This is a genomic window from Pandoraea apista (assembly GCF_001465595.2).
Classification (GTDB): Bacteria; Pseudomonadota; Gammaproteobacteria; order Burkholderiales; family Burkholderiaceae; genus Pandoraea; species Pandoraea apista.
The window spans coordinates 934,759-951,376 of sequence record NZ_CP013481.2 but is presented as its reverse complement, the minus strand read 5'-3'; the positions used below and the strand labels follow the sequence as shown (position 1 = coordinate 951,376).

The window sequence follows — 16,618 nt, the reverse complement described above, 5'->3', positions numbered from 1 at the left end:
CCGGCTCCTACGGCAGCGCGAGGCGCTGGGTCTGTCCATCCACGCGGAACACGGCGGCGCGCGCCTCGATCGCCAGCAGATGCCACGCGCCCACGGCATCGCCTTCGCGCAGCAGCCACACGTCCAGCACCGACGACGCCTTGGGTGCCGCCACCGACAGGAAGCGCTCGCCGCCGCGCAGCTCCACGCCCACGACGTTGAACGGCGGTTCGGGCACCTTGGGCTTGGCCGGCTCGGCGGTGCGCCGGGGTGCCGCGGCAGGCGCGGCGGTTCGCTTCATGCGAGCTTCGAGGTCGCCCATGCGCGCCTGCAGCGCCTGCAAGTCGCCGGCATGGGCGTCTGCGCCCTGGGTGTACTCCACCTGTGCCAGGCGTTCGTCCAGCAACTTGCGGGCGGCCTCGAAGTCGGGTTGGGTGACGGGCTTGGGCTGGTTCTTCGAGGCCGCCGCCTGCTGTTCGAGTTCGGCGACGCGCGTGTTGAGCGCCTGCACGTGGGCATCCTGGGCGCTGGCCTGGCTTTGCTCGCTCAGGCGCGACAGGCCCACGCTGTTGACCACGGCCAGGATGCTCACGAGCAGCAGCCATGCGGCCGCTGTGATCTTCAACCAGCGCGCGCGGCCGGCGTTCTCGTCGGGAAGCTGCGGGATGGTCATGGCTGGGCCTCCTGGGGCACGTGGGAATCGGCGGGTTCGGCGGCCGGCGCGCTCGGTGCCGGAGCCGCGGGAATCGGGCTTGCGCTCGGCGCACGCGCAGTCGTCACGCGCGTGAAGCACACCGCGCGCGAAGCGTCATCGACGGACAACTCCCAGGCCGGGCCGGCGAGTGCCAGCAAGGCATCGCGCAGCGGCAGCGGCCCGAGCCGCAGGTGCGCCGCCGGCAGCGGCAACGCGTACAGCGCGGTCGCCTCCGTCGCGTCGCAGAGCCGGTAGCCGGTGCGCAGCAGCACGTGCCGAAGGGCATCGCCGACGCTCGCGTCCAAGATCGGCGGAATCGAAATCTCGATCACCTGTCGCAGCAGGTCGCGCTGTGCCGGTTCCGGCACCATCTCGACCAGCGTGTAGCGCCCGTAGCGGGCCACCGGGATCAGGCCCGGCTCGGGCTCCGGGGCGATGGTTCTGACCAACACCGCAGGCTCGGGGAGCGAGTCATGGACAGTGGGAGGGCTCGTCGTGCCCGTGGCGGCGCAGCCGGTGATGAGCACGCAGCCGGCCAGCAAGGCAGGCACAGCCAAGCGGTGAGCGACGCAGGTGAGTGGTTGCATGGGGCAATTCCCTGGAACACGGAGCCCTCACCATCGCCGCCGCGAAGCGTTCGGGCAGCAAACAAAGGGAACTGGCAGGCGCCCGACTTCATCGCGCGCCATCGATGCACGGAAAAAAGAAGCCGGCGCCCCGAAGGGCAGCCGGCGTGGGTGGGTGGATCAGGCCGCGACGAGTTGCCGGGCCAGTGCCACCTCGACGGAATCACCGTCCTGGTTCAGCACGTCCAATCCCGACTCGGGCACGTCTCCCGACGTGCTCTGCGAGACCATGATCTTTCGCGCCATCAGCCCCAGGCAGGTCATCTGCGAGGAAGCCGCGTAGCCGAGGTAGATCACGCGAACCGGCAGCTTCTGGCCGATGCGCCATGAGCGCCGGGCCGCCTGCTGCAGGCTGTAGACGTTGTAGCCCGACTGCATGAACACGATCGTCGGAAACTCCAACAGGTCCAGGCCGGTTTTCACCAGCTCGGGGTTCGTGATCAGCACGTCGATGCCGCGGTCCAACTGCTCGGCGATCCAGTCCTCGCGGCGGGAGGCATCCACGCTTGCGCGCAGCACCGCCACCTTGAAGCCTTCCTGCTCCAGCAGCACCTTCAAGCGCGACGTGGTGTCGCGCGTGCCGGTGTAGACCGAATAGACCAGCGTCTTGCGACCCGCAGCCTTCTCCTGCTTGCAGATCTCGATCAGCTCGCGCTCCTTGGGCATCACCTCCAGCTCGTTGAACTGAGCCGGAACGAAGGCCAAGGTCTGGCGTGTGCGCGGGTGCACCACCGTCTCCGACCGGAAGCAGCAATCCGGCCAGGCCAGCAGCACGTTGAGGACCACACCGAGCAGCGTCGTGTCGCGCTTGGCCAGCGCCTGTTTCAGCGCCGAGGTCAGACGAAACGACAGATCGCGATAAGCCGCGGCTTGCGCCGTGTCCATCGCCACCTCGCGGAACTCCTCGTCGTAGGACGGCAGCACGTTGCCGCCGATGTCCTTCAACTTGAGGAATACCGTGAACGGCAGGACGCAACGCAGCACGCCCTTCGGGCCGAAGCCCGGCGCCTTGACCGTGCGCACCGAGACCTTGCTGCCCTTGGCCGTCTTGTGCGCCGTGCCCGTGCTCTCGGAATAGATGTCCTTGAGGATGCCGTGATCCCTCATGAACGCCATCGCGGCCGAGGTCATGCTGCCGCTCTTGGTCGGGCGGTAGCCGTCTTCGATCATTCGCCCAGGCAGGGCTCGGAACAGCAGGTGGAACAGGTCGTCGCCGTAGCCGCCCATCAGCGTGCCAGTGAGCAGCAAGGCCTTGCGCGCCTTCGCTGCGAGCACGCCCATGGCCTGGCCTTGGGCGCTACCGCCGTTCTTGTACTCATGCGCCTCGTCGGCGATGAGCAGGTCGAACGTGCCTTGCGGCAAGTACCTTTTGATGAATTCGCTGGGCTGATACCCGCCCTCGCCGAAGCCGAACTCCATGTTCGCCATCGCCCGCTCCATGCGGTGCGCCTGACGATCCGAGAACACCAGCTCACCGTTGGCATCCATGAGGTTGATGAACTCGTGGATGTTGTCGCCCAGCATTGAGGCCAGGAAGCCGTCGCCGAACTTCTTCATCAGCTTATGCGCCGTGACCTCTCCGATGGTCGGGATGCGCTGCAAGGCTTTGAAGACGGCCGTGGACTGGTCGCTGGCGGACAGGCTCCGCGGTCGCATCAGCGTCCACAGCGGTGCGGCGCAATGGCTGCACCGGCGGCGGTAGTCCTCGGCTTCGAGTTCGACCGGGTTGATCGGCTCGCCGTCGAGATTGGTGATGACCTGGCCGCAGTCCGGGCATGCGCCCACTTCGCCGTGCCGCGTGCGCCGCACGTTGAAGACGGGCTTCCAGTGGAAACCCATGCGCATCCGCACGCGACCGAGAACGTAGAACTCCTGGCCGCGTACCGGCACGCCCAATTGCTCGCGCAGTTTGATGAGCTTGACCAGCGTGTCCGGGCCATTGAGCACCCAGACCTTGGCGCCGGCCACCGTCTCCTGGATTTCCCGGCGCCATTTGTAGACCAGGTGAGGCGGCGAGAGGATCAGCGTGCGGCGATAGCCTTCGGCGTGCAGCACGGCCGCCGTGGCGATGCCGACCGTGGTCTTGCCGCAGCCCATCTCGCCATTGACGATCGCGGCGCGTTCGCCGCGGTCGGCCAGCAGCTCGGTAACGGCATGCACCACCTCGGCCTGCGCGCCGAACAGCTTGCGCTTGAGACTGGCCAGCACGAGCTGGCGATGCGGCCGGGCCTGGCCGGTGTAGACGGGAGGGTTGGCGCGGTTGAGCGAGTCCAGCAGCTCGTCGCCGAATTCGGCAACGAAATCCTGAAGGCTCATCGCCAGGGGAGAAGCAGTCGCTTCGAGCACGTCGCTCTGGACGGGCGTGCCATCAGCGGCGGGAACGACTTCGGTATCGAGGGACATGGTGATGCTCCAAAGAAGATGGGGCATGCACCTCCCCCTGCGGGGCGATGGCATGCCCCGGGGTGGGAAGAGAAGAACGGCGCGAAGCCGCAGTGGAAGAACAGATCGACGGCGACCGTCAGGGAACAGCGATCAGCGGATGGTCAACACCTCGCCGCAGGTCGGCGAGCCTGGTGTCATGTCCCAGGCACGGATGACCGGCACGAACTTGTCGGTCAGGATGCGCGTCTCGGCCACGGAACCGTCGTCGCGCTCGGTGTACTCCGTGTGCAAGGTCTTCTCCTTGTGGGTGTCGCCTTTGACGACGAGCACGCGGCCCGTCTTGGACTTCACCACTCCGGAGATCGCACCTGCGGCGAGTGCCAAGGCGAGATGCCAATGCGATAAACCTCGCGCCGGGGACCGCAGCGACTGCTGCGCGGCGCCCAGGTGCGTGTCGAGCGTCGGCCAGAGCCCTTGCAGTCGGCCGACTTCCTCGGCGAACTGCTCGGGCTCCATCGTCACGCGGTAGAAGTGCTCCGGCTCGGCCGTGGCAGGCACCGTGTAGGGCAGGAACGGCCATTCGACTGGCAGCTCTTCCGCTTCGGCGTCGCCAAGACCTATCTGCAGCAGCAGCGCGCGCGTGGCCTTGACAGACTCCGATGCCTGGTCGCGCTGGCGAACCTTGCGACCGAAGATCACGACCTGCTTGAACTGCGTGTCCACCGCGCGGTAGATGCGCAACTCGGCGAAGTGCCGGGTCAGCCATCCGACCAGCTCGGCGTCGAGCACGTAGTGCGGGACGATGTAGATCAGCACGCCGCCGTACTGCAACAGCGGCAGCGCCTTCTGATAGAACAGCTTTTCCAGCCGAGCGCGGCCCTGGCCCTGGTAGCCGACGTTGCCGTTGGTGTCCTTGGACAGGTCGCCATACGGCGGGTTGAGCCACAGCAGGCCGAAGCTCTGCCGGCTGATCAGTGTGTCCATCAGGTCGCCGTGGATGCAGCGATCGACCAGTTGCCGGGCATGGCGTGCGCGCTCGGCCTCGTACTCGACGGCGAAGGCCTGGACCTGCTCGCGCCCGAGGGCGTGCGCGGCTTCGGCGATCGCCACGCCTTCGCCGGCGCAGGGATCGAGGATGCACAGCGGCCCGGCCGAGGCCTCGGCGGGCGCCAGTGCGGTGAGTGCTCTTTCGAGCGTGGGTTCATCCGTGGGGAAGTACCCGTTCTTGACGAAGTTGCGGGCGAGCCGCGGGAACATGAGGGCCATGGGAATCTCCTGGCATTGAAGATGAAGGGATGCGGACATGCGCGCGTGCATGTCCGGTGAAGGAACCTCAAGCCACCGCTTCGAGCGGTTGCGCCGAGGGGGTGCGGCTGGCGGGTGCGCCGCCGACGAGCGCGCCGCTGCGGATCAGGCCGCCCAGCACCTCGGTCAGCGTCGGCACGTCGATGGCGAGCCGATGGCCTTCCAGAGGCCCGAGGGCGAACGGCAGGCGCGTCAGCATCGACTTCGCCTGCAGCAGTTCCAGTACGCTGTCGCGCCAGGGATCGAGAAGCGGCAGCGGGCACGTGTCCCGCACCAGCGTCCACAGCCGGTCGAGCCGGTGCGTGGAATCGCGAGGCAGGAGCGCCAGTGCGCTGGCGTTGGCCTTGTCGGGTTTGACGCAGCGCCGATCGAACAGCCAGATGTTGGTCAGCGAGCCGAACAGCGTGCGCCGGTAGGCGCGTGCGCTGCGTTTCTCCAGGTTCTCGACGTTGCCGACGAAGACCGGGATGCTGGCGCCCTGCTCGGTGATGACGTGGAACTGATCCAGTCCCTGTTCGTCCCGGCCCAGGGTGAGGCGGGCCAGGAATTCCTGGACGGCGGTGTCGCGCGCCCAGAGGGAGATGAAGACCAGGTTGCCGTTCTCGTCACCGACGACGCCATCGGCCATCAGGTCGGGGCATTCGTCGATGCGATAGAGCGTCTTGGGGGAAGAAGGTGCAGGCATGGTGATGTCCTCGAAGTGAGCGGAGACAGCACCAACCGCGAGGGCAGTCACTGCCCCAGGGGGATGGAAGAAGACGCGGTGAGCGTCGTGGTGAAGAATCAGACCGTGCGTCGCAACGCACCGTAGCCTTGAAGGTCTGGACTACCTGGGCATGTTGTCGGCAACGCCGACGGACATGGGACATAGCCTGCGCCAAGGTGCGCCTACAGCGGGAGCGGAAAACCGACCCAGCGTCCAACCCTGTTTGCGCTGGCGCATCGCCCGCGGCCTGGAAGGACGGCCATAAAAGAAAACCGCCCCGGGAACACCGAGGCGGCAAAGATGACTGCTTGGCTCAGGGAGGAAAAGCCAGGGAGGTATGCAGTCGAACCGCAATTTTCGCGGCGGCAGCGAATTGCCGCATTAGGGTTACACCGAACCAAACTGAACGTGGTGCGCTGGCAGCACAGCGCCGCCAAAGAAAAAGCGGACCATGCCGCGAGGCACGATCCGCTTGTGGGTCAGGCTTTGAGCTGACGCAGGCCATCCGCGAGCAGCCAAAGCGCCCGGTTGAGCCGGACGTTCTGGTCGATGCCCTGAACGGGTCGCGTGCGCTGCTGGCGCCCGTTGGCGGCACGGCCAGTCAGGCCGCCCTTGACCAGGTTCTCCTGAACCCGGTTGAAGACCGACCAAAGATCGGCACGGTTGTCGTCGAAACGACGAGGCCGCAGGATCTGCGTCTCCGTGATGGGCAAGGCCTTGCCCGACTCGTCGTACTTCAAGGTCAGCGCCGACCTGGCGAAGACTTCGGCCTCGCCGTCGTCGAGGGTGATGACGCGCATGGCGTCGCGCGAGTCCTGCACGCGCTCGAAGCCGTGCAGCACCTCGTAGGCGCCTTCGATCACGTGATCGGTGACGTTGCCCTTGTGGGGCACGCGCACGTCGGCGAAGGTGTCGCCGCACACCAGGCCGTTGTGGCAGACGAATCTGAACATGCCCGCGAGCATCTGGTAGCTGCTGGTGCCGTCGTGCGAGTTGAGCAGGATGATCTCGTTCGCCTCGGCGCCGTTGATCTGGCTGGCGTGGCGAAGGCGCAGCATGTGCTTGGTGTAGTCGCGGCGATCCTCGTGTCGCACGCGGGTCTGGCACACCATGAACGGCTGGAAACCTTCTCTGCGCAGTTCGGTCAGCACAGCCGCCGTGGGGATGTAACTGTACCGTTCGGAGCGGCTTTCGTGCGGGGTGTCCGCGAAGATGGATGGGGCCACGGTGCGAATCTGATCGTCCGACAACGGATGGTCGGCGCGCAGCACCGGGGAACGAGGGGCGAAGCGAGATGCGAGTTGCATGATGATCTCCTTGCGGAATGGAGCAATCGGCATCCAGCGGCCGAGGCCGGATGCGTGCGATTGCGTAGGACGAAGAAAAGCCCTGCTGAACAGGGCCTGATGAAAGGGATGAAGAAGTGCGCCGCGTGAAGGCCGGCCTATGGGTTCGGAACCGGCTCCCAGCCGCGGCTGTGCGGGTTGAAGCAAAGCGCTTCCTGGCCTTTGAGGATCGGCGTGAAGCCGTCGAGAAAGACGTGTCGCAGGTACAGCGCGCGGTAGGTCAGTGCCTGCCACGCCTGTTCTTCGCTCAGGCCGTTGGCGATGAAGTGCTCGCGCAGTTCGTCGTCGTCGGAAACCTCGTTGTTGGCCAACTGGTCTTCGACGAAGCGAAGCAGCTCGGGCGGCAAGGACGACATGAGGGTGTCCATGTTCGCCTCAGTCGGTGGCTGCATCGCCGGCCGCTTTGCGCGTCGGCTGCTGGTGGAAGGCATGCACCCTTGCGCGCCAGGTGGCGCAGCGCTGCGGCGCCATGTCGAGATAGCGCAGCGGGCACGAGTAGTAGTACGGGTGCTCGGCCTCGACCAGGAACTTGTAGCCCCATTCGCGGCCCTCGCTTTCCAGCAGATGGCAGCCGATCAAGGTGGCCGACTCGCCGGGTGCGAGACCCAGGACGCCGGCCTGCTTGGCGGTGACGCGCGCCACCGTCCACAGCACGTTGCCGACCAGCGTGTGGTCGATGACCTCACTGCGCGACCGCTCGGTTTCCTCGGTTGCGGTCAGCTCGCGGATCAACTGATCGCGCGTCAATCGAACGAATGTCCAGCCCATGGAATGACTCCTGTGAGAAAGGGCCGGAGTCCTCCCGCCGGGGAAGGAGCCCCGGCGGGTGGTGGAAAGCCGCAGGCATGCGGCGTGAAATGGCGATGGGATCAGACCCTGGTGAGGTGCCAGTCCTGGGACAGCGGAGCGAACTCGTAGCCCAGGTCGCCGAGGCGGTCGCGCTGCTGACGCAGCACGCGCCGATCCACGGTGGCATCGAGCTTGACGACATCGCCCAGCGGCCAGAGTGTGCCGAACAGCGCCGCGTCGCCGTCGTCGTCCGCATGGGCCGTAGCCTCGGCAGACGCAGCAGCCGGCTCGCTGCCGAACGGCGTGGTATCGACCAGCGGGTCGCGCGAGCTGCGCGCCTTCTTCCGGCCGGCCGCCTTGGGGGCGGTCGTCGGCGTCGGCGTGGCGGTCTGCGCTTCCTCGTCGATCGGATCGACTTCCTGCGGACTCAGCCGGCGGGCGTCGTCACGGCTCAGGGCGTCGATGTTGGACAAAGTCATCCCACCCAGGAGGGCGCGGATCTCAATGACCATGCGGCCGTTGGCGGTGTACGTGGACGGGCGAATCTCCGCGATGGCGAAATCGCCCTCGTACTTGCCTTCGGCGTACTGGTCGAGTTCGGCGTTCTTCACGACGAACTCGCCGATGGAGGTCGCAAGGCGCCCGACGTTGAAGTCGCCGTTACGGCCGTGGATGGTCTTGATGGCCAATTGGCCGGGAATGGTGATCATGAAGAACTCCTGCGGACGAAGCTGCGATCACGCACACGGCCGTCATGGCGACGGTCGCATGCGCACGCGAGTGGGAGAAGACAAGGCCCCGGACTCAATTCAGAGTCGGGGCCTTGCGGATCAGAACGACTCGGCAACTTCCAATGCAGGCGCATCGGCAGTGGCTTCGTCGGCAGCTTCGGCGGCGGGCCTGGCGGGCTCGAACGCAGCGGCTTGCGGCTCAGCGAACGTCGCGGGGACATCCGTGTTACGCACGTCGCGTTCGTCGCGCTGGTCGGCATCGGTCGGCTTGGGCTCGGCCTTGTAGACGAGCTTGCCGTCGACCTTGATCCAACTGACGAACAGCAGGCGGGCCTTGAAGCTCACCCCCTGCTCGCCGGCACGCTTGCCCTTGGAGTAGGTGAAGGTGTCGGCCCACAGGTCGCCCAGACGGAAGCCGATCATCACTTTCTTCTCGGCATCGACCGCTTGGATGCAGCGGCGCACGAGGTGCTGCGCTTCGGAGCCCGAGACGCGCGTGTCGAAACGCACGTAGGCCACGTCATCGCTGGGGCCGTTGAGCGCCGCGATGTCGCAGGCCAGGAACGCATCGCCTTTCTTGGGCTTCACTTCGCGGATGCGATTGAGATACCCGAGTCCGGTGATGTGCAGGTCGAAGTAGGACTTGTCGGTGGAAGTGGTCATGGTGAATCTCCTGAGAACAATGAGGCGGAGACACACCCGACCCAAGGCGGGGAAGGTGTGGAACCCCCGCGTGGGTTGAAGGAACAGCTTGGGTGGCATCACCATCGGGAGAACCGATGGCTGTTCGCGCTGGGATGCCGGAGCGAACTGGTTGATCAACGCGGTCGGAACCGCGTCGCAGTCTTGAAGATCGAGACTGCCTGGGCATGCTGCTGACGGGCGTCAGCGGAACATGGCGGCAGCGTGGCGCCAGGCGCGCGCCCGCGCGAGCGGCAATCGGCACCGGCGGCTGTCCGCATTAGTGGCACCCTCTCGCCACCGGGTTGGGCAGGTACTGCCGCTTGCGGACCAGCATCTCGAAGGGCTCGCCCGCGCGGCTGGCGGTATCGAAGTCCACCACCACGAAGCCCGGTTCGATGGGCCGGTACTCCAGCCAGTGGATCGGCACTTGCCAGTGCTCGGCGCAGTCGCGCACGAAGCGCAAGGTGGCTTCCACTTCTTTTCCGGTGTTGGCGAAGCAGACGACGGCATCTGCGGGCAGGCCGCCGTTGGCTTGCAGCACGCGCCAGAGCATGTACGCGCTGGTGCGGCCGCCGCTGAAGCTGATGCAGGTCGGTTGCTCGATCTTGAACGGGTCTCGCATGCAGGCGTCACCAGGCGGTGGCACCGGCAGATGCCGGCGTGAGCGGCCCGAGCCGGACTGGAGACGAGCGCGTGCGATGCGGCCATGGGCCGCGGCACGAGATAAAGAGAAGCCCCCGTGAAGGGGGCTGGGAAGCAGTACGGTCAGTGGCCGGCCGGTGCAGCGGATACCGCCTGCATCGACAGGTGCGTGACCGTGGCCGACACTTCGAGGTCGTCCTCGCTGTGCAGGATACGGGTGAGGACCCGTTCCTGCAGGGCGAAGAACTCGCCGAAGTCGGCGCGCGCCAGTTCCCACCAGTCGTCGAACGCATCGACATCGGGGTTGCAGCCCACGGCGTAGGCGATGGTCTTGCGCCGCCCATCGGGCCGGCTCTCGCCGTGCTCGGCCATGAAATACACGCCCTGGTCCTTGACCAGGATGACGCGGCACTGGTTGGCCGCCGCCTCGGCAAGCACGGGCCGAAGCTCGGTGCCTTTGAATCGAACAGTCATGGAAGTGGTCTCCAACGGTGAAGGAAGAAGGTTTCCCGCCGCGAGGACGGGAAGCCGCTTGGGGACGTGAGGGGATCAGTGCTGGACGGGCTTGCGACCGGACAGGCGCTGTACGCGGATGAGGCGCCAGCTCCCGTCGTCGATCAGCCGCTCCAGCACCTGGCCCAAGGTGTCGAAGAACACTTCATCGACCCGCTCGACCAGCTCGCCTTCGCGATGCAGCTCCACCGCGTAGGTGTCGAGGCCGCGTTCGTAGAGCACGGTGACGCGCCCCTGGAACTTCGCCGAAGCGACGGTGAAGCCGATGGCCGGCGGCGTGGCGATGATGTTGCTGGGGCTCGGATCGACCACCGTGAAGTCCCGCGCGCCGGCATCCACCAGCAGGTGCGTGATGCGGCGGAATCCATCGGGCGCGGGCAACTGCTCCAGTTGGTGGATCAGCTCCTGCAGCTCGGGGCACTGCGGCTCGGGGATCGGCAGCTTGGCCGGCGCGGAACCCAGGATGAGCCGCTTCACCGTGTACGGCTGGCCGTCGGCGGTGAACTCAGTGCTCTCCTCGGGCGTATCCGCGCGCAAGCCGTCGAAGCGGCGCCGCGCATACGGTTCGACCTGCACCTTGGCGCCTTCGTCGGGCACGTCGGTGACGAGGGCCTTGTCGAGCACCGCGAACTCGGCCCGCCCCGTCTTGACGACGATGGCCTCGTCGGTGGTGGCGATGACCTTGCCCTCGAAGGGCTTGGGATCAACGTGGAAGCCCAGCGTCGAAACCTTGGGCTGGCCGTCGAAGATGTTGAACTTGAAGCTGCGGACGTTGGAAGGCACGTGGCCGCGAACCAGCGTCGGCATCTGTGCGCGGATGGCTTGGGTATCCATGGAAGACTCCTTGTGGCAACCAAGGGACTTCCGCCCGCAAGGGAGGTGTGTCCCTTGGGGGTGAGGTGGATGGACGCGACATGCGCCCGGAGAAGGAATAGCAACCAGCACGGCGAACCGTGCCGCAGCCTCGAAGGTCTCGACTGCCTGGGCATGCTTGCCGGCAACGCCAGCGAACATGCGAGCAGCGTGCGTCAGGCGTGGGCCAGCGACGCGGGGGAATCGGCACTGCGCGTCCACCGGCTTCGTCCAGAAGGAATACGAGCCCCGCGTGGGGGCTCGAAAGGTGGTGTCAGTCGTCGTAGATCGGCAGGCCGTCCAGCACCTGCGCATCGGCATCGAAGACCAGCATGCGCACGTCGGCGAGCGCGGCCAGGTGCAGCACGTGCATGAGGGATTCCGGCATGCCCTTCTTGCGATGCTCCTGCATCAGCCGCTTGGCCGTGATGCCTTCGACCGCGCGCAGGTTCTCGTCGGTCCAGGGCGTGGCGATCAGCTTCAACCCGATGGCCGGGCCGTACGGGATGCGGAAGGCGACGAACAGGAACAGCGTCGGCGTGGCGATGTCCGCCAGTTCGGCGAGGAAGCGGTGTGCGTCGGCGTCGAGGTGCGCGCTGCTGATTTCCCAGCACCGGCTGTAGTAGCCGGTTTCATAGCGCAGGCGCCGCACGACTTCCCGCGCCGCTTCTTCGGAGTAAGTGTCGCCCACGTGCAGTGGCTTGCCGTCTTCCTCGGCCATCACGGCATAGACCACGTTGCGGGCGAGCCCGTGGCTGCGGCATTGCGCCTGCAACTCGTTGGGGACCACCTGGTCCTCGGTGATCAGCACGAAGTCGTCCGAGAAGATGCAGGCCCGCCGTTCGACCTGGCTGTCCGGCAGATTCGACTGCGAAGGATGCAGCGGCAGGTAGGTCAGCGGGCAGTCGTCGTCGTAGGAGATGGCGAGCAGCCGCTGGACGGACAGGCCGCCGTAGCCGCGGACAAAGGGATTGTTGTTCGAGTAGGACATGGGATTTCTCCAGCAGGGGATGGCCGAGGCAATCCCCTGCTGGGGATTGAACCCCAGCGGGTGGATGAAGTGGCAGCCGGTCAGCCGGCAGCGGTAGAGGACGGGTCGCCCAGCGCCTTCAACAGGTCGAGCAGGCCGCCATTCGCAAGCTGGTACAGGCGGTTGTAGTCGTCGCCGGTCGGCGCCTGCTCCAGGCGATCCAGCCGCGCATCCAGGTTGAGGATGCTCTGGTGCACGTTGCGGGCGATGCTCAGCGCGGAAGGTTTTCCGGCCGGCTTAGGTGCATCGAGCACCGAAAGGACTTCAGCGGGCGATGGGTAGCGGCAGTCGGGTCCGTACTCGACCGGGAACACCTCGCGCCCGGTCAATCCGGTATTCGGGGTTCCGCTGCTGACATGCAGCACATACTCGTCGGGCACATCATTGCCGGCGTAGTCGAACACCACGATGCGCGGCTTGCGCACGTCGGCCGGCCAGCCTTCAAGGATGACCGCATCGATGTCGTCGTCGGTCACGAGCAGACCGATGGAAAAGTCAGGGGACATGAATCACTCCTTTCAAGAAAAGGAGGGACATGGCCCCATGCAGGGACGCATGTCCCTCGTGGGGTGGGAAGAAAAGAAGAACGTCGGCAGGCCGCAGCGCGGCTCACCAGCCGTTGTAGTTCAGCGTCAGGTCGGCGACGACCTTGCGCCGTTCCAGGTCGAGGCCGCCCAGGTCGGACAGACCCTCGAAGCCGCAACGCTTGAGCATCGCACCGCCCTCGCGGGCGTTGTAGAAGCTCACCATCGCGGACAGGAACATCCGCTGGCCGCTGCTCAGGACGCCGAGGGCATCGTTGAGCATCAGCAGCTTCGGCCGCAGATCCCACTTGGTGGTGGCACGCTGCAGGCCTTCGTGGGTGCCGTCGCCGAACCATTCGGCTCCGGCGATGTCGACGCCGCGTTTCCACGCCTCGAAGAAGGCTTGGGGCGCGGCGGCGAAGTGCTGGTGTTCCAGCTCGATCTGATCAAGTACCTCTTGAGGCAGGGCACGGTTCATGACATGGGCTCCTGGTGGTTGGACATCACGGGTGGAGGCGCTGCTGCCAGCGGCCCGTTTGCAGGGCGTGCTCGGCGGCGTGGTGCGAGCGGAAGTAGCTGACCGACTCCCGCGAGACCGGGCCGTCCGCATCGGCGGTGCCGATGTAGTGGCCGGCTGCGCTGCACAGCACTTGCAGGGGCAGGCGCTTGCCGACGCAGGCCAGGGCCTGGTAGCCGATGGATTCGGCTCGGGCCTGTTCAGCACTCAAAGGTGCCGATGCGAGCGCAAGGGACATGGTTTTCTCCTGTTGGTTGAAGACCGGGAGCACCACGCCCTGACGGGAGCGGATACCTCCCGAAGGGTTGAACATGAAAAGCACCCGCGTCGTGGCGACGCGCGTCCGCGGTGGTCGGTGCGAAGCGGACTGGATCGGTCAACGCGGCGAACCGCGTTGCAGCCTTGAGGACCGGGGCTGCCAGGGCATGGTGCTGACGACCGTCAGCGACACATGCGGGAAGAATGAAAGCGCGGCGGCACTCCGTCGCTGATCAAACGGAACCGAACGCCGTCCAGTTTGGGCCGAGCGCTGGCAAGAGCAGCGATGCACGATTCCGTTCGCCCACGACAAAGGCGCCGAAGCCTCGCAAGGCTTCGGCTGGAGAGAAATCAATCCACCTGTGGGCTGCAAGCAGGCCAGGCCATCGTCAAAGCCATTCGCTGCGTCAGCAATCTCACCCGGCCCGTTTCGTGGCTGGGGGCCGGAATCCTCTGGCGTGCATCCACACACAAAGGGAGCCCGTTGTTCCGCCGGCGGGCACCGGCACCGAATACCGTCGACCGCAAGCGGTCTCCTGGCGCCTCGCAGTTTTGCACACCAAGGCGTCAGGAGACCGCTCGCGTATCGGCGGAAGCACCTCGATCAGGGGAACCGCGGCGAACGCGATCCGGGGAGAAATGACCTTCTCGCCCAGCAGGCCGTGATGGGCCTGCAGGACGCGCACACCGTTGCAGAAGGGAACGCGCGCTGGGGAGTCCCGCGGGGTGCGGGAGGTTTGCCCCGCCGTCGGCAGCAGCCGGCGTGGCAGAGGGAAACGTGGGCGTCAGCTCGCCTTCGGAGACCGACGCCGCGGGCTTGGCGCTGCGGGCTTGCCTGTCGCGGTTTCGACCGGCTCCGTGCCCTTGCAGTCCGGGTAGCGGCTGCACGACCAGAACGCGCCGTTCTTGCCAGTGCGCTGGCGCATCGGGGCGCCGCACTGCGGGCAGCTCGGCGCGGGCGGCAGCTTGAGGGGGAGCGTTGCGCCGCGGTACTGCTGCACGAGCTGGGCGACCCAGGCCGATTGCTTGGCGATGAAGGTGTCCAGCGTCATCTGGCCGGCCTCGATCATGTCCAGCGCCTGCTCCCACACCGCCGTCGTGCCCGGATCGGCGATGGCCGCCGGCACCGCGTCGATCAGCGTGAAAGCCGCATCCGATGCGCGGATGGCACGGCCCTTCTTCACAAGATAGCCGCGTGCCAGTAAGGCGCTGATGACGTTGGCGCGCGTGGCCTCGGTGCCGATGCCCGTGGTGTCCTTGAGCTTCTGCTTCAGGCGTGGGTCGGTCACGAGCTTGGCGACGCCCTTCATGGCTTTGACCAGCTCGCCCTGCGTGTAGGGCTTGGGCGGCAGCGTCTTCAACGCCTTCAGATCGACCTGGCCGACCTGGCAGGAAGCTCCAGCACGCAGCGCCGGCAGCACCTGGCCGCGCTGCGCTTCCTCGCCGTCCGCGTCGTCGGGCTCCGGCGCCGCCAGTACCTGGCGCCATCCGGCCACCGCGATCTGCTTACCGACCGCGACCAGCGACTGCCCGCCGCACGTAAGCTGCGCCACCGTCCGGTCGAATTCGTGGTGCGGCAGGAACTGCGCGAGGTAGTGGGCGCGGATCAGCCTGTAGACGGCCAGCTCCTTGTCGCTCATCGCCGAGAGGTTCGCCGGTTCCAGCGTGGGAATGATGCCGTGGTGCGCCGTGACCTTGCCGTCGTTCCAGGCCCGCGAACGCTGCTGGCGATCCAGGCGGTCGATCAGCGGGCGCAGGCCGGGGTCGGTCTTGAGCAGGCTGTCGAGTACGGTGGGCACCTCGGCCAACATGCTCTCGGGCAGGTAGCCTGAGTCCGAGCGCGGATAGGTGGTCGCCTTGTGCGTCTCGTACAGCGCCTGGGCAATGTCCAGCGTCTCCTGCACGTCCAGACCCAACTGCTTCGAGCACACCTCCTGCAGCGTGCCGAGGTCGAACGGCAGCGGCGGCCCTTCGCGCACGCGCTCTGTTTCCACCGACAGCACCTGGGCGGCACCGGCCGCGCGCAGGCGCTCGGCAGCCTGCTGCGCCACCGGCTGTTGCAGGCAGCGGCCGGCGTCGTCGGTGCTGCCCTGCGGCGGCGTCCAGCTTGCGACGAAGGACTGGCCCGCATGTGAGAGTGCAACCTCGATGGCCCAGAACGGCACCGAAACGAAACGCGCGATCTCGCGGTCACGGTCCACCACCAGCTTGAGCGTCGGTGTCTGCACGCGCCCGACCGACAGGACGCCGGTGTAGCCGGCCTGGCGCCCGAGCAACGTGAACAGGCGGCTCAGGTTCATCCCGATCAGCCAGTCGGCACGCGATCGGGCGAGCGCGGAGAAGTAAAGCGGCAGCGTCTCGGCGGACGGCTTGAGCGTGCCCAGGGCCTTGCGGATCGACGCATCGTTGAGCGCCGACAGCCACAGGCGCTGGATCGGGCCGCGGTAGCCGCACAGCTCGATGATCTCGCGGGCAATCATCTCGCCCTCGCGGTCGGCGTCGGTCGCGATCACCAGTTCGCCCGCCTTGGCGACGAGCTGCTGCACGACCTTGAACTGCGCCGCGGTCGCCGCCTTGGGCTCGACACGCCAACGCTCGGGAAGAATAGGCAGTTGCTCGATGCCCCAGCGCTTGTACTGCTCGCCGTAGCCTTCGGGCGGAACCGCTTCGACCAGATGACCGATGCACCAGGTCACGACGACACCCGCACCGCTGTAGCAGCCGTTGCCGCGTTGGCCGGCGCCCAGCACACGGGCGATGTCCTTGCCCTGGGACGGCTTCTCGCACAGGAACACGCGCATGAAGCCTCCTTGGAAGTGTGCGGTCATCGGATGGCCCCAGCTTGGCCGGGCCAGCGGATGACGGCAGCAAGGAAGCCGATTGGCGCAGACACCGCTTTGTGATCGGCAGGCGATGCGTTGCCGCAGCGGCATGCGCGAAGCCGCAACGGCTGGCGCAGCGGGAGCGTCGTTTCGGGAGGGCGGCTGGAACCCGGTGGAACACCCTGGAGCTATCCCCTGGGGATAGCTGGTGCATG

18 protein-coding genes are annotated in these 16,618 nt (G+C 66.6%); all 18 read right to left on the bottom strand.

The genetic code is table 11. The features are described 5' to 3' along the window. Nucleotides 1-7: 7 nt before the first annotated feature. The 18 genes from AT395_RS04405 to AT395_RS04315 all read right to left on the bottom strand — a co-directional run bounded on the left by AT395_RS04405 (nt 8) and on the right by AT395_RS04315 (nt 16,382). Nucleotides 8-652, bottom strand: a complete 645-nt coding sequence (locus AT395_RS04405; protein WP_048627975.1) for a hypothetical protein — start codon at nt 650-652, stop codon at nt 8-10. After that, nucleotides 649-1,260, bottom strand: coding sequence for a PFGI-1 class ICE element type IV pilus protein PilL2 (pilL2, locus tag AT395_RS04400; RefSeq protein ID WP_016451646.1), 612 nt, complete (start codon nt 1,258-1,260; stop codon nt 649-651). Before pilL2 ends, AT395_RS04405 begins: the two co-directional genes overlap by 4 nt. Nucleotides 1,261-1,419: 159 nt before the next feature. Then, nucleotides 1,420-3,702: a helicase-related protein gene (locus AT395_RS04395; RefSeq protein ID WP_016451645.1), complete on the bottom strand. Its 2,283-nt coding sequence runs from the start codon at nt 3,700-3,702 to the stop codon at nt 1,420-1,422. 132 nt (nt 3,703-3,834) lie between these two features. After that, a complete protein-coding gene (locus AT395_RS04390; protein ID WP_004265560.1) occupies nt 3,835-4,950 on the bottom strand; it encodes a DUF6094 domain-containing protein in 1,116 nt (371 codons plus the stop codon). A gap of 67 nt (nt 4,951-5,017) precedes the next feature. Next, a complete protein-coding gene (locus tag AT395_RS04385) occupies nt 5,018-5,674 on the bottom strand; it encodes a hypothetical protein (protein ID WP_004265557.1) in 657 nt (218 codons plus the stop codon). Between the two features lie 500 nt (nt 5,675-6,174). Then, the gene (locus AT395_RS04380) at nt 6,175-7,002 is read right to left on the bottom strand and encodes a DUF932 domain-containing protein (protein ID WP_004265548.1); all 828 of its coding nucleotides are present in this window, start codon (nt 7,000-7,002) and stop codon (nt 6,175-6,177) included. A 137-nt stretch (nt 7,003-7,139) separates the two neighbouring features. Continuing rightward, entirely contained in the window at nt 7,140-7,409 is a 270-nt protein-coding gene (locus tag AT395_RS04375; protein WP_003454871.1) for a hypothetical protein, read from the bottom strand. Nucleotides 7,410-7,416: 7 nt separating this feature from the next. Further along, nucleotides 7,417-7,809 carry a hypothetical protein gene (locus tag AT395_RS04370; protein ID WP_003454873.1) on the bottom strand — a complete coding sequence of 131 codons (393 nt, stop codon included), beginning with the start codon at nt 7,807-7,809 and terminating at the stop codon, nt 7,417-7,419. 101 nt (nt 7,810-7,910) lie between these two features. Further along, nucleotides 7,911-8,540: a DUF3275 family protein gene (locus tag AT395_RS04365; protein ID WP_003454876.1), complete on the bottom strand. Its 630-nt coding sequence runs from the start codon at nt 8,538-8,540 to the stop codon at nt 7,911-7,913. Between the two features lie 120 nt (nt 8,541-8,660). Further along, nucleotides 8,661-9,224, bottom strand: coding sequence for an STY4534 family ICE replication protein (locus AT395_RS04360; RefSeq protein WP_003454879.1), 564 nt, complete (start codon nt 9,222-9,224; stop codon nt 8,661-8,663). 298 nt (nt 9,225-9,522) lie between these two features. Continuing rightward, complete coding sequence (locus AT395_RS04355; protein ID WP_003454883.1) at nt 9,523-9,867, bottom strand: hypothetical protein; 345 nt, start codon at nt 9,865-9,867, stop codon at nt 9,523-9,525. Between the two features lie 143 nt (nt 9,868-10,010). Continuing rightward, entirely contained in the window at nt 10,011-10,361 is a 351-nt protein-coding gene (locus AT395_RS04350) for a DUF3085 domain-containing protein (protein ID WP_048627977.1), read from the bottom strand. A gap of 75 nt (nt 10,362-10,436) precedes the next feature. Next, nucleotides 10,437-11,234 carry a hypothetical protein gene (locus tag AT395_RS04345; protein ID WP_003454887.1) on the bottom strand — a complete coding sequence of 266 codons (798 nt, stop codon included), beginning with the start codon at nt 11,232-11,234 and terminating at the stop codon, nt 10,437-10,439. Nucleotides 11,235-11,526: 292 nt separating this feature from the next. After that, nucleotides 11,527-12,243 carry a DUF5983 family protein gene (locus AT395_RS04340; protein WP_048627978.1) on the bottom strand — a complete coding sequence of 239 codons (717 nt, stop codon included), beginning with the start codon at nt 12,241-12,243 and terminating at the stop codon, nt 11,527-11,529. A gap of 80 nt (nt 12,244-12,323) precedes the next feature. Then, nucleotides 12,324-12,788 (bottom strand): hypothetical protein, encoded by a 465-nt coding sequence (locus AT395_RS04335; RefSeq protein WP_004265538.1) that lies wholly within the window; start codon nt 12,786-12,788, stop codon nt 12,324-12,326. Between the two features lie 103 nt (nt 12,789-12,891). Beyond that, nucleotides 12,892-13,284: a hypothetical protein gene (locus tag AT395_RS04330; RefSeq protein WP_048627979.1), complete on the bottom strand. Its 393-nt coding sequence runs from the start codon at nt 13,282-13,284 to the stop codon at nt 12,892-12,894. Between the two features lie 25 nt (nt 13,285-13,309). Beyond that, on the bottom strand, nt 13,310-13,561 hold the full coding sequence (locus tag AT395_RS04325; protein WP_003454891.1) for a hypothetical protein: 252 nt from the start codon (nt 13,559-13,561) through the stop codon (nt 13,310-13,312). 805 nt (nt 13,562-14,366) lie between these two features. After that, nucleotides 14,367-16,382: a DNA topoisomerase III gene (locus AT395_RS04315; RefSeq protein WP_004265528.1), complete on the bottom strand. Its 2,016-nt coding sequence runs from the start codon at nt 16,380-16,382 to the stop codon at nt 14,367-14,369. Nucleotides 16,383-16,618: the final 236 nt, after the last annotated feature.

What these genes read in the sequence shown, in the direction of transcription:
- AT395_RS04405 (WP_048627975.1), bottom strand. Translation starts at nt 652, where the DNA reads ATGACCATCCCGCAGCTTCCCGACGAGAACGCCGGCCGCGCGCGCTGG.
- pilL2 (WP_016451646.1), bottom strand. Translation starts at nt 1,260, where the DNA reads ATGCAACCACTCACCTGCGTCGCTCACCGCTTGGCTGTGCCTGCCTTG.
- AT395_RS04395 (WP_016451645.1), bottom strand. Translation starts at nt 3,702, where the DNA reads ATGTCCCTCGATACCGAAGTCGTTCCCGCCGCTGATGGCACGCCCGTC.
- AT395_RS04390 (WP_004265560.1), bottom strand. Translation starts at nt 4,950, where the DNA reads ATGGCCCTCATGTTCCCGCGGCTCGCCCGCAACTTCGTCAAGAACGGG.
- AT395_RS04385 (WP_004265557.1), bottom strand. Translation starts at nt 5,674, where the DNA reads ATGCCTGCACCTTCTTCCCCCAAGACGCTCTATCGCATCGACGAATGC.
- AT395_RS04380 (WP_004265548.1), bottom strand. Translation starts at nt 7,002, where the DNA reads ATGCAACTCGCATCTCGCTTCGCCCCTCGTTCCCCGGTGCTGCGCGCC.
- AT395_RS04375 (WP_003454871.1), bottom strand. Translation starts at nt 7,409, where the DNA reads ATGGACACCCTCATGTCGTCCTTGCCGCCCGAGCTGCTTCGCTTCGTC.
- AT395_RS04370 (WP_003454873.1), bottom strand. Translation starts at nt 7,809, where the DNA reads ATGGGCTGGACATTCGTTCGATTGACGCGCGATCAGTTGATCCGCGAG.
- AT395_RS04365 (WP_003454876.1), bottom strand. Translation starts at nt 8,540, where the DNA reads ATGATCACCATTCCCGGCCAATTGGCCATCAAGACCATCCACGGCCGT.
- AT395_RS04360 (WP_003454879.1), bottom strand. Translation starts at nt 9,224, where the DNA reads ATGACCACTTCCACCGACAAGTCCTACTTCGACCTGCACATCACCGGA.
- AT395_RS04355 (WP_003454883.1), bottom strand. Translation starts at nt 9,867, where the DNA reads ATGCGAGACCCGTTCAAGATCGAGCAACCGACCTGCATCAGCTTCAGC.
- AT395_RS04350 (WP_048627977.1), bottom strand. Translation starts at nt 10,361, where the DNA reads ATGACTGTTCGATTCAAAGGCACCGAGCTTCGGCCCGTGCTTGCCGAG.
- AT395_RS04345 (WP_003454887.1), bottom strand. Translation starts at nt 11,234, where the DNA reads ATGGATACCCAAGCCATCCGCGCACAGATGCCGACGCTGGTTCGCGGC.
- AT395_RS04340 (WP_048627978.1), bottom strand. Translation starts at nt 12,243, where the DNA reads ATGTCCTACTCGAACAACAATCCCTTTGTCCGCGGCTACGGCGGCCTG.
- AT395_RS04335 (WP_004265538.1), bottom strand. Translation starts at nt 12,788, where the DNA reads ATGTCCCCTGACTTTTCCATCGGTCTGCTCGTGACCGACGACGACATC.
- AT395_RS04330 (WP_048627979.1), bottom strand. Translation starts at nt 13,284, where the DNA reads ATGAACCGTGCCCTGCCTCAAGAGGTACTTGATCAGATCGAGCTGGAA.
- AT395_RS04325 (WP_003454891.1), bottom strand. Translation starts at nt 13,561, where the DNA reads ATGTCCCTTGCGCTCGCATCGGCACCTTTGAGTGCTGAACAGGCCCGA.
- AT395_RS04315 (WP_004265528.1), bottom strand. Translation starts at nt 16,382, where the DNA reads ATGCGCGTGTTCCTGTGCGAGAAGCCGTCCCAGGGCAAGGACATCGCC.